16 protein-coding genes are annotated in these 14,508 nt (G+C 43.1%); 5 read left to right on the top strand and 11 right to left on the bottom strand.

The genetic code is table 11. The features are described from left to right. Window positions 1-223: 223 nt before the first annotated feature. From V7P40_RS01655 to metK, 9 genes are all read right to left on the bottom strand, one after another. The gene (locus V7P40_RS01655) at window positions 224-1,111 is read right to left on the bottom strand and encodes a DUF302 domain-containing protein (RefSeq protein WP_333784231.1); all 888 of its coding nucleotides are present in this window, start codon (window positions 1,109-1,111) and stop codon (window positions 224-226) included. Between the two features lie 2 nt (window positions 1,112-1,113). Next, window positions 1,114-2,856 carry a thiosulfohydrolase SoxB gene (gene soxB / locus V7P40_RS01650; RefSeq protein WP_333784230.1) on the bottom strand — a complete coding sequence of 581 codons (1,743 nt, stop codon included), beginning with the start codon at window positions 2,854-2,856 and terminating at the stop codon, window positions 1,114-1,116. Between the two features lie 53 nt (window positions 2,857-2,909). Next, entirely contained in the window at window positions 2,910-3,587 is a 678-nt protein-coding gene (soxX, locus tag V7P40_RS01645) for a sulfur oxidation c-type cytochrome SoxX (protein ID WP_333784229.1), read from the bottom strand. A 3-nt stretch (window positions 3,588-3,590) separates the two neighbouring features. Further along, entirely contained in the window at window positions 3,591-4,430 is an 840-nt protein-coding gene (soxA, locus tag V7P40_RS01640; protein ID WP_333784228.1) for a sulfur oxidation c-type cytochrome SoxA, read from the bottom strand. A gap of 14 nt (window positions 4,431-4,444) precedes the next feature. Next, on the bottom strand, window positions 4,445-4,771 hold the full coding sequence (gene soxZ, locus V7P40_RS01635; protein ID WP_333784227.1) for a thiosulfate oxidation carrier complex protein SoxZ: 327 nt from the start codon (window positions 4,769-4,771) through the stop codon (window positions 4,445-4,447). 41 nt (window positions 4,772-4,812) lie between these two features. Then, the gene (soxY, locus tag V7P40_RS01630) at window positions 4,813-5,256 is read right to left on the bottom strand and encodes a thiosulfate oxidation carrier protein SoxY (RefSeq protein ID WP_333784226.1); all 444 of its coding nucleotides are present in this window, start codon (window positions 5,254-5,256) and stop codon (window positions 4,813-4,815) included. An 11-nt stretch (window positions 5,257-5,267) separates the two neighbouring features. Continuing rightward, entirely contained in the window at window positions 5,268-5,669 is a 402-nt protein-coding gene (locus V7P40_RS01625) for a thioredoxin fold domain-containing protein (protein ID WP_333784225.1), read from the bottom strand. A gap of 299 nt (window positions 5,670-5,968) precedes the next feature. Then, window positions 5,969-6,898, bottom strand: coding sequence for a histone deacetylase (locus V7P40_RS01620; RefSeq protein ID WP_333784224.1), 930 nt, complete (start codon window positions 6,896-6,898; stop codon window positions 5,969-5,971). Then, window positions 6,895-8,037 (bottom strand): methionine adenosyltransferase, encoded by a 1,143-nt coding sequence (metK, locus tag V7P40_RS01615; RefSeq protein ID WP_333784223.1) that lies wholly within the window; start codon window positions 8,035-8,037, stop codon window positions 6,895-6,897. The genes V7P40_RS01620 and metK overlap by 4 nt, the downstream gene beginning before the upstream one ends. A gap of 101 nt (window positions 8,038-8,138) precedes the next feature. Between metK and V7P40_RS01610 the strand changes: the two genes are divergently transcribed. The 3 genes from V7P40_RS01610 to ispF are packed head-to-tail and all read left to right on the top strand — an operon-like array spanning window position 8,139 to window position 10,842. Beyond that, window positions 8,139-9,248 carry an aminotransferase class I/II-fold pyridoxal phosphate-dependent enzyme gene (locus tag V7P40_RS01610; RefSeq protein WP_333784222.1) on the top strand — a complete coding sequence of 370 codons (1,110 nt, stop codon included), beginning with the start codon at window positions 8,139-8,141 and terminating at the stop codon, window positions 9,246-9,248. After that, window positions 9,245-10,369, top strand: a complete 1,125-nt coding sequence (locus V7P40_RS01605; RefSeq protein ID WP_333784221.1) for an aspartate aminotransferase family protein — start codon at window positions 9,245-9,247, stop codon at window positions 10,367-10,369. Before V7P40_RS01610 ends, V7P40_RS01605 begins: the two co-directional genes overlap by 4 nt. Then, window positions 10,369-10,842: a 2-C-methyl-D-erythritol 2,4-cyclodiphosphate synthase gene (gene ispF / locus V7P40_RS01600; RefSeq protein WP_333784220.1), complete on the top strand. Its 474-nt coding sequence runs from the start codon at window positions 10,369-10,371 to the stop codon at window positions 10,840-10,842. The genes V7P40_RS01605 and ispF overlap by 1 nt, the downstream gene beginning before the upstream one ends. On the opposite strand, the gene amrB is transcribed toward ispF, so the two are convergent. After that, a complete protein-coding gene (gene amrB, locus V7P40_RS01595) occupies window positions 10,824-11,600 on the bottom strand; it encodes an AmmeMemoRadiSam system protein B (protein ID WP_333784219.1) in 777 nt (258 codons plus the stop codon). The two genes, ispF and amrB, sit on opposite strands and share 19 nt — an antisense overlap. Window positions 11,601-11,619: 19 nt before the next feature. Between amrB and amrS the strand changes: the two genes are divergently transcribed. Both amrS and V7P40_RS01585 read left to right on the top strand, forming a co-directional pair. Next, a complete protein-coding gene (gene amrS / locus V7P40_RS01590; RefSeq protein WP_333784218.1) occupies window positions 11,620-12,636 on the top strand; it encodes an AmmeMemoRadiSam system radical SAM enzyme in 1,017 nt (338 codons plus the stop codon). A 47-nt stretch (window positions 12,637-12,683) separates the two neighbouring features. Beyond that, window positions 12,684-13,976, top strand: a complete 1,293-nt coding sequence (locus tag V7P40_RS01585) for an FAD-dependent oxidoreductase (protein ID WP_333784217.1) — start codon at window positions 12,684-12,686, stop codon at window positions 13,974-13,976. A gap of 28 nt (window positions 13,977-14,004) precedes the next feature. Here V7P40_RS01585 and V7P40_RS01580 read toward each other — a convergent pair whose 3' ends face one another. After that, window positions 14,005-14,229 (bottom strand): c-type cytochrome, encoded by a 225-nt coding sequence (locus V7P40_RS01580; RefSeq protein ID WP_333784377.1) that lies wholly within the window; start codon window positions 14,227-14,229, stop codon window positions 14,005-14,007. Between the last annotated feature and the right edge of the window lie 279 nt (window positions 14,230-14,508).

The raw sequence follows: 14,508 nt of genomic DNA, 5'->3' as shown, positions 1-14,508 counted from the left end.
TAGCCAAAGGACCATATCCCCATCTGTGTGGGCCTTGCACCAGTGATAAACCTCAGTTATCACAAATTAGGCGTTTGATATAAACCCCCTGTTTTTAACGCTCACCTGCTCATAAACTCCAAAAACTCCGTAGACATTTGGTGCTATTTCTTTCAAAGTATCCTTCACATGCTTTGGGGCGGAAAAGGAGAAGAAGAAGGAAAGAAATAAGAGCAAAAGCCCTCTATTCACCCTTTGCTTCCTTTATGGCAGACTTTATATCCTTGTCCGCCTTGCGGAATATCTCAGCCTTGTCCTCTTTTAGGTATTTGCTATAGGATTTCAGGAGAAAAGGTATGTTTATGTATCCCACCGCCAAAGAACCTTCCGGTTTTTCGTAAACATAGATCCGACAAGGTGCCAGTGTGCCGAACTGAGGAATATCATTGAGTATGGCCTCCCCATAAGATAGATTGCAAGCCAAAAATATGGAAAATTTGGGGGATTCTTTGCTAACCTCCAACACATCCAGCACGTTCATGTTTACACCATCCAAAGAGGTTTTAAACAGCATCTTAAAGTCTTCATAACTTAAGGATTTTACCCCTTCCTCATAGACAAGATCCTCCTTTGGAGGCGGTATCCTAACAGGCTTTAACCTTACACCGCTCATCTGAGTCAGGACATACCTAATATTTTCGTAAGTCCTTTTTATCTCCATCCTTTCCTGTTTGGTAAGCTTGTGTCCATACTTAGAAAGAAACATATTCTCGTTTATTATCGTAGCGTATATTTTACCATTCTCCTTTGATTGATGAACTGCAATGCTACAGGGAATGACGTTGCTCAAAGCGGGTGCCTTTATGAGAATATCCCTCATTTTAGGCGTTTCACAAGCAAAGATAACATAGTAGTTTGGAAATTCGGTAGAACCTCTCGCCCTTATAGCATCGGAGATGGTTAAAACTCTTATAACTTTTACCTGTCCTTCTTCCATTCCTTTTTTTAGCTTATCCACTGCTTCCTTAAAGTTCTTTTCCTTTAGGAGATAGGTAAGATACATCGCTTTCATAGGGTCTTTGGCAAAAGAAGAAAAGAAGAGCAAGAGAGTAATTAAAAGCGCCTTTACCATTTTTACCTCCAGAAACAATCTGTGTTGTATGGATGGTCTAAAACCTTCACGTTTGGTCTCCTCTCAACTACTATTTCTTTTTTCTTCTTTATGTAGTTTATCACAATGTCTCTGATATTTACCTTTTCCGGTTCCACTCCTGGTGGGGGTGGTCCGCCATAAACTGCCACAAGGTATTCTTTGTCCGCTTCGAGAGGTTTGCTCTTTATTCTCACGTTTCTTATTCTTTCCCCTTGTTTGGCATTTATTTTTAGTTCGTACTCCACTCCGTAAATTCTTGACATGTCTCCACCTTGTTGATAGAGTGGGTTTGGGTTGAATACGTTATCCGCCACGTCCTCCCAAAGCACCAAAAGGTCCCTTCCCTTTCTCCTTAGGAGGAAAACCTCAGGGTAAGTTATACCAAGCACGTTATAAACGTCTTCCACCCTTATGGGACTGTTGGGCAGAACTGCAGGACCCCATCTGTATCCCGGAGAAGTTGCCACGTCCAAGGACATTACCGCATCCACTCCGTGGAAATAATCTGCCAAAGCTTCTCCTATCAACCTGTCCCAAGTGCTATAAAGTGTATCTCTCTTGTAAAGGAACGTGCGCGTTGTGCCTATTACTGTGTTGAATTCCTTTTCGTAAGGCTTATACCACTTTTGCACAAGCTCCTTAGCTCCTTTGTCCTCGGGTATTACCTCTGACAGGACAGGTATTAGCTTAAACCTGTATCCTACAAGCTTACCTTTACTGACTTCCAAGTCCATTCTTCCCACAAACTTTCCGTGGCTGCCCGGAGATACTATAAGCGTGTTTCCAACCTTCACAGGTTCAGGTGTAACATCGTGGGTATGTCCAGAAATAACTATGTCTATTCCTTTTACTATTTTCATAAGCGCTATGTCTAAGGGTAGTCCATCGTGGGACAGTAGGATGACCAAATCTACTTTGTGCTTTTCCCTCAGCTCATTTACGTAATTTTGAAGCTCTTCTGGTCTTACTCCAAACCTCCAGCCTTCTGTGTAAATCCTTGGATTAGCTAAGGGAGTGAATGGGAAAGAGCTACCTATTATTCCAACCTTAACACCGTTTACCTCCTTTACATCGTATGGCGGGAATATAAGGTCTCCGAAGGTGTCGTCAGTTATGTTGTAGGATATGAACTTAGCCTTCAGGTGTTTGTTGATGATTTCTAAAAACTTCTCCTTTCCAACGGTAACATCCCAATGTGCTACTATATAGTCATAGCCTATGTAGTTTAGCCAATCCACTATTGCCATACCATCGGTTTTTAGGGATATACCAGACGTGACCCAAGTATCTCCACCGTCAAGAATGAGACATTTGTCCCTTCCCCTCTGTTGCACGATGGTCTTTATCACAGTAGCTATTTGTGGGGCACCACCCGTCTTTCCGTATTCTCTTGCAAGCCTTATAAAGCTACTACAAGTCATAGTGTAGGCTTCCACACTGCCGGGCTTTATGTTGTAATACTTCATAAATTCCGTTCCAGTTAGAAAACCGGGCGTTCCCCTTAGCTCGTTGGGAGCTAACAAATTCATAGGCTCTGGGAAATATACTGGCTTTAAGTGTCCATGAATATCCGAAGTAAAGATCAACGTAAGGTTTCCGTAACTTTTAAAGTCTAAGAGTTCCTCAAAAGAGGGCTTTCTCCTTTTTGCAAAAGACACTCCACCAAGAGCGACTAAACCCAAAAAAGCAGAGCTTTTAAGCAGTTCCCTTCTCGAAATCGCCATTTCCGCCTCCTCTTTTTAGTTTAAAAAGCGGGGGGTGGCCCCGCAAAGGTAATTTACTTGTTTACAGGAGAGTCAGGATGTAGTAAGAAAGTTGCTATATTCATTATATCCTCTGGGGTAAGAGCCCCGTGATACCCAAACCTTGGCATAGAAGAGCAGGGATAGACAGACCAAGCGTTGTAAATGATGTTATACACGGTTTTCAGCTTTTCCAAGCCTTCGGGTGTGTTCATATTTTCTTTGGTAATACCATACCTTTTGCCATAGCCGGTAAGCTGAGGGCCCATCGTTCCACCGGGAACACCCTTTTCTATAAGATGACATGCATAGCAGTTTCCGCCCTTATCTGTGGGTTTGTCTGGAAAACCGTAAGTTGCAAACCTTCCACCCCTTGCGCTTTCAACAACATTTTTACCTTCCTTCCAATCCCCCCAGAATATACCCCACTGTGGATAGTTTATATTTTTTGTTTCAAGTTCCATCACCCTTTGAATTTCCCTTGCGGGCATTGCCTCTCTGGATGGATACTTAGAGCATATTTTCTGGGATTCGTCTTGATTGAGCTTCCACGCAAACTTAGGATCCTGATCAAGCCCACTTTTTAAAACCGCAATCACCTCTTCTTCCTTTACAGATTCCTCTGCTTTTTTAGCTTTTTGCTTTTGCTGGGGTGTAGCTACAAGTGGTAAGCCTGCCAATAACAAGCTCGCAATCAAAACTTTTTTCTTCATCTTTCACCTCCCTATACCTGGAACTTTTATTTCAGTGCCGTTGCCTGTAGCATAGAGGAACGTAGATAGGGCTACTGCTAAGTCCGAATGAGGTTCAAAGGTGGGCCATCTCATCTGTCTTATGCATTCTGCATACCTGTAGTGCATGGTCATAGGCTGAGCCCATCTTACCAAGTATTTGGGGAATATGGAGACAGCCTTTCCAGCTTCCCCTGGTCTGTCCGCACTCCAAAGAAGAGTTGCTCTTATTCTTGCTTCTCTTTGTCCTGCATGACAGGTAGCGCAGTTAAAGTCCCATGGACCAATTCTTGCGTAGTAGATCCTTTTTCCGATGTCATACATCTTCTTAACTTGTGGGTCTTTTAGGTTTACGTTTATCTTATGTCCGTTAGAAGCCATGGAAATATACATAACTATGGCGTCGTACTCTCCCATGCACTGGCTTTTGCCCCAACATTGTTTAACAAACTTTTTAACTTCCTCTGGTTTCATTCCAGCATACTGCTGCAAGCACCAACCAATCCTTGTCTCAAGGTCCATTACCTTTTTGGCATCGGGAAAGTATCGTGGAAGTTGGGCAAGGGCTCCCTCTATCTTTCCTGGTCCCAAACCAAAATCACACTTGTCAAGATTATACTTCTTGAACGCTTCCTTACCCATTTCAGCCCATATCTCCCCTGGGTTTATTCCTTCGGCCATCATCCTGTTGAACTCCTGAACAAGCCTTATTTCCTCTTCAGGGGAAAGCTCTTGGTCTTGAGCCTTTGCGTGCTTGTAGCCTAAAAAGCCAGCCCCAAAAAGGCTGGTGAGGACAGCACTCAGAAGAATAGCTTTCTTACGCATGGTTTAAACCTCCCTTACACCACTTTTATATCTGCAGTTTTTTCCCACTTGCCCCCTTTGTTGTCTTCGTAAGCTATCTTTATTATCCCGGATTCCTCCACCTTAAGAGGTAGTGCTATAAAGGGATTGGCACTCACTCCCGCTCCCATGTTCATCTCGCTAACTACTTTGTCGTTGTAAAGAAGGACGAGCTTGGTTAAGTTGTGGGGAGGCACTTCTTGCCCAGTTTGCGGGTCTCTCCTTGGTGGCGTCATAGGATGGGTAATAACCATTTGGACTCTGATGATTTCACCTTTTTTTGCTTCCTTTGGCACACGAACTATGGCAGTCCCTATAGCCATACCACACCTCCTTTATGTTTGATTTAGAAAAAACTTACTTATTAACCACAACCCCCGGCGGTAACCTTAACCTCTTTGGTGGCCATTACAAAAGTCCCGTCCTTTAGCTGGAGAATGGCTCTAACGTTGGAAGTCTCTCCCATCTTTATCCTGGTGGACAGGAAAACTACTCCATTTTGTGGGGTAAATTTTACGTCCGTGATCCACGGTATGGGGTTTTTATCTACAAAGATCCAGAGTCTTTCTACCTTATCCACAGGAATGGTGGATTCTACTGTTATGGGCACGTTAGCTCCAGATTCTGCGATGGTTGGGGCAGTGATTTTGATGTCCGCAGTTTCCTTGATGGTTTTGAAGTCCACCCCTATCCTTTTCTTAACGTCTTCCTCTAACTTGGAAGAGGCAAAGGCTGGCTTGACTGCTGGTGCTAAGGTTAGCCCAGCTACCGCTACCGCACTTAGCAGTAAAAACTTCCTTCTGTTCATGACTCGACCTCCTAACAGGTTTTTATGTTATAAAGCTTGCAAGCTTTGGTTATGGTTTTCAGATAGTCCTCTTTTGGTCTGCTACCAAAGATTAGACTAACTACTCTGTCTTGCTTTGGATCATAGATCACAACGGTGGGAGTTCCGGGCACACCAAACTTTCTGGCTAACTTGCTTCCTTCGTCTGACCTTATGTCTAATTCTACAAACACGAAGTTGGAGAGCTTTTTAAACACTTCCTCATCTGAAAATACAAAGTCCTCCACCTGCGCACAGTAAGGACAAAACTGGCTTTTAAAGTAGAATACAACCAACTTGTTTTCAGATATAGCCCTATTTATCTTTTCATTGGCGAGAGAATTTCCATATAAGAACAATCCTACAACCAGCAGTTTGATAACAATGCTCATCATGAGAAAATAATATACACGCCTACTAAAAAAGCTTCACTAATTTTTTCTTATACTGTTTTTTAAAAAACTTATATAACCTTTTTAGAATATTCTCATAAAGGAAATCTTTTGTGCTTAAGGTAGTAAAGCAAGGTTAGGATGACCAAGGTTAAAGTAATAAAACCCGCTATTGGAAAGGCTAATAGCCTATTTATTCTGAGAAACGTATCAAGGAGTAAAAGAAACAGAAGATAAAAGCCGTAAGCAACTAAGAGGAAAGAAAGGAATTGAAAAAAATAATGTTTTATCCGCTTTAGCATTTACGCCTCCAGCATTTTTTCTATGGTCAGTGCTACCGATTGGGCTAAGGCTTTCAGATTGTACCCTCCCTCAAGGGCAAAGAGAATTGGAATGTTTAAATCCTTTGCGGTTTTTAAGATGTTTTCCACGATCTTTCCTATACCTTCTGTGCTTACGTTCAAAAAGGTTAGTGGATCATCTTTGTGTATGTCATACCCTGCGGAAACTAAGAGGAACTCCGGTGAGTACTCTCTTATGAGCTTTGGGACGAGCTTTGAGTATATCTCTTCAAACTCCTTGTCTCCTGCTCCTGCACTAAGAGGAACGTTGTAGGTATAACCATAGCCTTTGCCTACTCCCCTTTCTTCTGCTGAACCTGTGCCTGGATAGAAGGGATACTCGTGGGAAGAAAAGTAAAAAACTCTATCCTCTTCGTAAAAACTTCTTTGCGTGCCGTTTCCATGGTGGGCATCAAAGTCTATGATAAAGACCCTGCTTAGTCCCTTTTTTAAAAGGTAGTGAGCCCCGATTGCTATGTTGTTGAATAGGCAAAATCCCATAGCCTTTGACCTTTCGGCGTGATGCCCAGGTGGTCTTATGGCACAAAAAACTGCTTCCACCTCCTTTGAAAGCAGTCCATCTATGCCTTCCAAAACTGCCCCAACCGCATATAGTGCAGTTTCGTAAGACATGCTGTATGCGTATGTGTCTGGGTCTAAGTATCCACCTCCAGCCAAACAAAAATCGTGAATTTCCTGGATGTAACCTATGTCGTGGTTTAAGCTAACCTCTTCTACAACAGCCCTTCTTGGTTTTATCTTTATTACGTGTTTGAATAAGCCTCTTGCTTCTAACTCCTGCACTATGCTTATGAGCCTGTCTTTGTTCTCCGGATGGCCCCTTTCGTTATGTTCTAAGTATATGTCATCGTATATAAGTCCAGTTTTCATGAGTTTATGCTTCCTCCTAACTTTTCTGCTAACTCCTCTAACTTGGTAAGCTTTTCCCAAGGTAGTTCTTCTTTGCCAAAGTGTCCATAACATGCGGTCTTTTTGTATATGGGTTTTCTCAGATCCAAAAACTCTATCATTCTCCTTGGGTTAAGTGGAAAGGTCTCAAGAAGGGCTTTTTTTATTCTTTCCTTTTCCATCCTTTCAGTTCCATAAGTTTCTATGTCAAAGGCTATAGGCTCGCTAACACCAAAAGCATAAGCAATCTGAACCAAACACCTGTCTGCATAGCCACCGGCTACCACGTGTTTTGCCATCATCCTTGCCAAATAAGAAGCACTTCTGTCAGTCTTTGTAGGATCCTTTCCGGAGAAGGCACTTCCTCCAGAGTAGGCGGTATCTCCGTATGCGTCGGATACTATTTTCCTACCTGTTTGCCCCACGTCTGCAACTGGACCACCAAGCACAAACCTTCCGGAAGGATTTACCAATATCCTTGTTTCTTTGCTAATGCATCTACTTGGCACTACTTTTTTTACCACTTCTTCTACAAGGAAATCTCTCAGCTTTTCAAGGGACACGTCTGGATCGTGCTGAACAAAAAGAATGATATCTTTTACGAAGATAGGAAAATTGCCTTCGTATGCTACCGTTACCAAAGCCTTTCCGTCTGGTCTTATAAACGGAGCTTTTCCTAACTTTCTTAGTTCTGCTATTTTTTTGGATAGTGCATGGGCAACGGTTATAGGAAGAGGCATGTAGTTTTCTGTTTCATTGCAAGCATAACCAACTACCGTAGCGGTATCTCCTGCCCCTTCCTGAGATAGGCCTAAGACTATGTCTGGGCTCTGCTCTTCTATGGAAATTATCACTGCCGAAGCATCCGCATCAAAACCAAGCTCAGGCCTGTTATATCCAACCTCTTTTATGATAGACCTTACCACTCCCGGAATATCTACATAACCTTCCGTTGATACATGGCCCGCCACAAAGGTCATGCCTGAAATTACCATAACCTCTAAGGAAACTCTACTGTAAGGGTCTTTTTTTATAAACTCATCCAAAAGGGCATCCGCAATTAGGTCTGCTACTTTGTCCGGATGACCTTCTGTGGGAGACTCCGCCATTCTAATTTGCATGAAAAAATTCTATCATATCTCAATCCCCTATAGGCACGTAAGAAACGATTTGGATTTCCTCTAAAAGTTGACATCCTCCATCGAATTTAAAATAATTTATTGTGTTCGGCAGAGACATAAGCCCCTTCATAGTAATGGACCTTCTTAGGGAAGCCCAAAACATTCCCGACGTGATCCATTTGGAGATAGGAGAACCGGACCTAAAGCCTCCGCCGGAGGCAATAGACAGGCTGAACTTTGCAATAAAGAACAATTTTTTTAACTACACACCTGCCTTGGGCCTTTGGGAACTCAGAGAAAGAATAGCCAAGCATTATTGGGATTACTACCGTGTGGAAATCCCACCCAACAGGATAGTTATCACCACCGGCACCTCTGGAGCCTTTCTGGTCGTTTATTCCATACTTCTTAAGCCATACGACAGAATAGCCCTTGCGGACCCATCCTATCCTTGCTACAAAAACTTTGCCAATTTATTAAGCATTGAGCCAGCATTTATAAACGTGGATGCAAGCACCAATTATCAGATAACACCGGAACATTTGAAAGGCTTGGACGTAAAAGCAGTGCATATTTCCTCTCCTTCTAACCCTACCGGTACTGTGTACGATGAGAAAAACTTAAAAGAACTTTGCGAATACTGTAAAGATAAAGGAATATACCTTATTTCGGACGAAATTTACCACGGGCTGGTCTATGAAAAAAAGGAGAAAACTGTTCTTGAATTTTGGGACAAAGCTATTGTAATAAATGGGTTTTCTAAGTTCTTTTGCATGCCGGGATTTAGGCTTGGTTGGATGGTGCTTCCAGAGGAGCTTGTAAGGTTCGCTGAGATTGTTATTCAAAATGTATTCATAAGTGCTCCAACGCTTAGTCAGTATGCTGCCCTCGGGGCTTTTGATTATGAGTATTTATCACAGATCAGACAGACTTTCAAAATAAGAAGGGATCTACTTTACGAAGGAGTAAGGGACATATTCAGGATAGACGCAAAACCAGAGGGTGCCTTTTACCTTTGGGCGGATGTTTCCAAATACACCCAAGACTCATATCAGTTTGCGCTTAAGTTGCTCAAGGAAGCAAAAGTGGCCCTTACCCCTGGCGTGGATTTTGGAAGAAACAACACGCACAAGTTTATTAGGCTTGCATACACCAGAAGGGAAGGGGAGCTAAGGCTTGCCATAGAAAGACTGAAGGAGTATCTCTCATGAGTTTTTTGATGGATACCTACAAAAGGCTTCCTGTTTCCTTTGTGCGCGGAGATGGTGTTTTCCTCTACGATGAGGAGGGTAAGAGATACTTGGACCTTGTGGGTGGGGTGGCGGTAAATGTGCTGGGACACTCAGACCAGGACCTGGTAAGGGCGCTGTGCGAGCAAGCAAACAGACTCTGGCACATTTCTAACCTCTACCAAAACCCTTGGCAGGAGGAGGTAGCAAAGCTTTTAGTGGAACAGTTTCGGGAGCCTGCAAAGGTCTTTTTCTGCAACAGCGGTGCGGAAGCCAACGAGGGTGCCATAAAGTTGGCAAGAAGATACTTTTGGGAAAAAGGTGAGAAAAGATACAGGATTATAACCTTTAAAAACTCCTTTCACGGAAGGACCTTTGGGGCTATGTCCGCCACCGCTCAGGAGAAAATTCAGAAGGGTTTTGAGCCGTTGCTTGAGGGCTTTGACTACGCTGAGCTAAACGATATAAAGTCCGTTGAAAGGGCTCTCAAAAGGGAAACTGCGGGCATAATGCTTGAGGTGATCCAAGGGGAGGGTGGTATAAAGGAGGCGGATGGTGAATTTTTGATAAAAGTGCAGGAGCTTTGCAGGAGGGACGGGTTACTCCTGATCATAGATGAAGTGCAAACAGGTTTGGGAAGGACGGGAAAATTCTATGGCTATCAGCACTTTGGAATAAAACCAGACATAATAACCTTGGCAAAGGGGCTTGGGGGCGGTTTTCCCATAGGTTGCGTGTTGGCAAAGGAGGAGGTAGCAAAGGCCTTTAAACCCGGGAGTCACGGCTCCACCTTTGGAGGAAATGCCTTAGCCTGTGCGTGTGCCAAAGTTGTGGTAGAGAAGGTTTCAAAGCTTTTGGACCATGTGGAGGAGGTGGGATTTTATTTCAAAGAGAGGTTGAGATCTTTTGGAAAAGTGAGGGGAAGGGGTTTGATGCTGGGGCTTGAAAGGGAGGAAAACTGCCAAGAAGTGGTTTTAAAAGCTTTGGAAAAAGGACTGCTCATAAATTGCACCTCAGAGAGGGTTATAAGGTTTGTTCCACCTTTGATAATACAAAAGGAACACGTAGATTTTGCGGTAGATGTTCTTAAGGAGATACTCTGATGTTTAGAATAGGTTTTGGCTTTGATTCGCACAGTTTTGAAGAAGGAAAACCTTTGGTTTTGGGAGGGGTGTTGATTGATTTTCCAAAGGGCCTTAAGGCTCACTCTGATGGGGATGTGCTACTTCACGCTCTGACTGACGCCCTTCTTTCTGCGGTAGGAGAAGAGGACATAGGACAGCTTTTTCCAGACAAGGATCCACAGTGGAAATCCGCTCCCTCTTCTTTGTTTTTAAAGTCAGCCCTTGAAAGAGTTTCAAAGAAAGGGTACGAAATAATAAACTTAGACTGCACTCTAATCGGAGACGAGCCCAAAATTGCACCTATAAAAGGCAAAATAATACAAAACCTTTCTTTACTTTTGGGAATAGATCGGACGCGAATATCCATAAAGGGAAAGACACGGGAAGGATTCTGCCAGGCAGAAGGTATAGCTTGTTTCTGTGTGGTATTACTTCAGGAAAAGAAAGCATAGCCACCGTATCCTACCACAGCATCCTTATCCCCATAGGCTTCTGCGGATGTAGCATAAGCCACAAGCTCAGGTTTGAGATTTCTTCTTTTACTCCACATCATGGCACTCAAAATCCCAACCTTTCCACAGGCTTGGCACTCTTTAAAAATCTGTTGATCTAACTTTGTAATGCCTTCATGACAGTAGGTATCTATCCGCCTTGCTATTTCGTCTGGATAGTAGTGACTTAGGTCTGAGCTCACAATAAACCGTGTTTCATCCTCACAGAAGAATTCTAAAACTTTTAGCAAAATGTCAGGCTCGGCTCTTCCGTAAAGGACTGGTATTATGGAAAATTCTTCCACAGCCACCTGCAAGAAAGGTAACTGAACTTCTATGGAATGCTCCATTAGGTGTGGTAGGTTATCTAAGGCGTGAGTAAAGTTAAATTTCTTAAGGAATTCCTCTATCCTATCCCTATCAACTCTTACCAACCCTAAGGGGGTTTCAAAAAACTCGTAGTCTCCAAAGGATATACCTACAAAATCCACAAAGTGGGATGGACCTATAAGCAGAAAACTCAGACCTTTAAAACCTTTAAAAAGCCCATAGATCCTACCTGCTACCTTTCCACTGTAGGCATAACCAGCATGGGGAGAAATTACTCCCAGTGGCACTTTTGATGTAGGATTTCCAAGCAGTCTATTTACCACTTCTCTCAGCTTTGCTGGATCCTTTGGATAAAAACTTCCTGCAACTGCCGGTTTTCTTATCCTCACAAAGATAAATTTAAAACCTATGAAGGCTTTAGCCTGGATGTCTGACAAGAAAAACGGCAAAGTTCTATGTAAAGCCTGCAAACAAAGATGCATACTGGATGATGGAGAGTATGGAAAATGTGGGGTGCGCGTAAATGAAGGGGGAAAGTTATACCTAACTGTCTATGGCTTAGTATCTGCCATTCACCTAGATCCTGTAGAGAAAAAGCCCCTCTATCACTTTTTACCCGGCACAAAAACCTTGTCTATTGGCACTGTAGGCTGCAACTTCTCATGTAAGTTTTGCCAAAATTGGGAAATATCCCAGTATCCGAAGTTGAACAATTACAGAGTTTTTGGTGATAGCTATTCGCCGGAAGACCTAATTCAGATTGCCAACAAGTTTCAAATACCCTCCATATCATACACCTACAATGAACCGGTCATTTTCTTTGAGTTTGCTTACGATACAATGAAGCTGGCTTACGAAAAAGGTATAAAGAATATCTTTGTCACCAGCGGTTATGAAACCGAAGAGGTTTTAGAAGCCTCTGTGCCCTTCCTCTCAGCCATGAACATAGATCTCAAAGCCTTCTCGGATGAGTTTTATAAAAACATATGCGATGCAAGGCTAAAGCCAGTGCTTAAAACCATAGAAAAAGCATACAAGCTCGGTATATGGATAGAGATAACAACCCTTCTTATCCCAGGTTATAACGATTCGGAGAGTGAGATAAGAAGCATAGCAAGATTCATCAGAGATATTTCTCCAGACATTCCCTGGCACATCTCAAGGTTCTTTCCTGCATACCTTATGATGGGTGTTAGGCCCACGCCCGTTGAAACTCTCAAAAAGGCTTATCAGATAGGAAAAGAAGAAGGCTTGAACTATGTCTATGTAGGAAACTATCAAGATCCCGATTTAACATCCACATACTGTCCTTCCTGTGGATATGTAGTTATAGAAAGAAGTGGCTATTTAGGGGAAAAGGTAAAGTTTCATCTGAAAGAGGGTAAGTGTGAAAATTGCGGTTTCCAGATAGCGGGGGTTTTTTAGAATTTTCTCTTATAATGTTTTTATAAACTTATTAAGGAGGTAAGATCGTGAGTAAGCACGTGGTCATACTTGGTGGCGGAATAGGCGGTATTGCCACAGCTTATAACTTAAGGAGAATGGACAGCAACCTAAAAATCACCGTTGTATCCGGTAGGCCCTACTTTGGTTTTACTCCATCCTATCCACACTTGGCCTTAGGTTGGAGAAGGTTTGAGGACATAACTATCCCTCTTGGAAGCCTGCTTTCCAAACACGGTATTGATTATGTGCCAGAAAACGGAGAGAGAATAGACCCAGACAACAACAAGCTTTGGACCACTTCTGGAAAGGAGATAGGATACGATTACTTGGTTATTGCCACAGGTCCTAAGCTTGTGTTTGGAGCAGAAGGACAGGAACAATACTCCACTTCCGTATGCACCGCAGAGCACGCCTTGGAACTTCAGAAGAAACTGGAAGAATTTTACAAAAATCCAGGTCCTGTGGTAGTTGGTGCCATACCTGGTGTTAGCTGTTTTGGTCCCGCTTACGAGTTTGCGCTGATGCTACACTATGAGCTAAAGAAGAGAAACCTAAGACACAAAGTGCCCATAACTTACATAACTTCTGAGCCCTATCTGGGACACCTTGGGTTGGGTGGTGTAGGTCCCTCCAGAAGAATAATGGAAGACCTATTTGCGGAGAGAAGCATAAGATACATAACCAACGTAAAGGTAACCAAAGTAGAGCCAGATAAGGTCATATATGAAGACCTTGACGGAAAGGTTTACGAAGAGCCTTGCAAGCTGTCCATGCTAATGCCAAGGTTTATGGGTCCAGAAGTGGTAGCCTCCGCAGGGGACAAGGTGGCAAACCCTGCAAACAAAATGGTCATAGTCAATAAATGCTTCCAAAACCCAACCTACAAAAACATCTACGGTGTGGGCGTAGTAACTGCCATTCCTCCTGTGGAACAAACACCCATACCTACAGGTGCACCAAAAACGGGTATGATGATAGAACAGATGGCAATGGCTGTGGCAAAGAACATAATAAACGATATAAGAAACTCCACGGATAGGTATGCACCAGAACTTTCTGCCATATGCATAGCGGACATGGGTGCGGACGCAGGTTTCTTCTACGCAAAACCAGTCCTTCCACCAAGGGCTGATGTAAAGTTTGCAAAGGGCAGGTGGGCACACCTTGTAAAGTCTGCCTTTGAAAGATACTTTATGTGGAAGGTAAAGAGTGGAAACATTGCACCTTGGTTTGAAGAGGAAGGGTTAAAGATAATTTTTGGAGCTAGAGGTGTAACACTCTGCCCAGATTGTTCTGGAGCACCTGGACAGGCTTGCTAAAAGAGCGGGGGCAAAGCCCCCATCTTCTTTATTTAAGTGAGAGTATCCACTGAGCCAGTAGCTTTGCCTCTTCTTCTGTCACGTTCTGTGGAGGCATAGGCACGTTCCCCCACTCTCCCACTCCACCGTTTTTTATCCTTTGAGCTAAATAATCCACCTTTCCCGCTTCTCTCTTTGCCACATCTTTAAAAGCAGGTCCTACCTTCTTTGCGTTTATATCATGACAAGCAAAACAGCCCTTTGACTTAGCCAAAGCCTCTGCATTAACAGCGGTAGGTGCTTGAGCAACAGCTTGTGGTTTCTCTTCTTGTTTAGCCTGTTGTTCCTGTGTTGGTGTGGAAGGCTGTTTAGCCTCTTCCTTAGGCCTTTGCTGGCAAGAAACCGCAAATAAAGCAAGACCTGCTAAACCAGCAACGACTAAGTGCTTCATCTTAAAACCTCCTTTAGAAAGTTTGGTATAATTATTATTTAATTATTTAAGAGGAGGTTATGCATGCCAAACACTAAGCAGGCTGAAAAGCGTATGAGAAGG

This window comes from Thermocrinis sp. (assembly GCF_036781485.1).
Taxonomy (GTDB): Bacteria; Aquificota; Aquificia; order Aquificales; family Aquificaceae; genus Thermocrinis.
Note: the sequence above shows the minus strand (reverse complement) of the source record. Positions and strands in the feature narration are given on the sequence as shown.

Coding starts and splice junctions, on each gene's coding strand:
- soxA (WP_333784228.1), bottom strand. CDS start 4,430: ATGCGTAAGAAAGCTATTCTTCTGAGTGCTGTCCTCACCAGCCTTTTT.
- soxB (WP_333784230.1), bottom strand. CDS start 2,856: ATGGCGATTTCGAGAAGGGAACTGCTTAAAAGCTCTGCTTTTTTGGGT.
- V7P40_RS01620 (WP_333784224.1), bottom strand. CDS start 6,898: ATGAAAACTGGACTTATATACGATGACATATACTTAGAACATAACGAA.
- soxX (WP_333784229.1), bottom strand. CDS start 3,587: ATGAAGAAAAAAGTTTTGATTGCGAGCTTGTTATTGGCAGGCTTACCA.
- soxZ (WP_333784227.1), bottom strand. CDS start 4,771: ATGGCTATAGGGACTGCCATAGTTCGTGTGCCAAAGGAAGCAAAAAAA.
- soxY (WP_333784226.1), bottom strand. CDS start 5,256: ATGAACAGAAGGAAGTTTTTACTGCTAAGTGCGGTAGCGGTAGCTGGG.
- V7P40_RS01605 (WP_333784221.1), top strand. CDS start 9,245: ATGAGTTTTTTGATGGATACCTACAAAAGGCTTCCTGTTTCCTTTGTG.
- amrS (WP_333784218.1), top strand. CDS start 11,620: ATGAAGGCTTTAGCCTGGATGTCTGACAAGAAAAACGGCAAAGTTCTA.
- V7P40_RS01655 (WP_333784231.1), bottom strand. CDS start 1,111: ATGGTAAAGGCGCTTTTAATTACTCTCTTGCTCTTCTTTTCTTCTTTT.
- V7P40_RS01625 (WP_333784225.1), bottom strand. CDS start 5,669: ATGATGAGCATTGTTATCAAACTGCTGGTTGTAGGATTGTTCTTATAT.
- ispF (WP_333784220.1), top strand. CDS start 10,369: ATGTTTAGAATAGGTTTTGGCTTTGATTCGCACAGTTTTGAAGAAGGA.
- metK (WP_333784223.1), bottom strand. CDS start 8,037: ATGCAAATTAGAATGGCGGAGTCTCCCACAGAAGGTCATCCGGACAAA.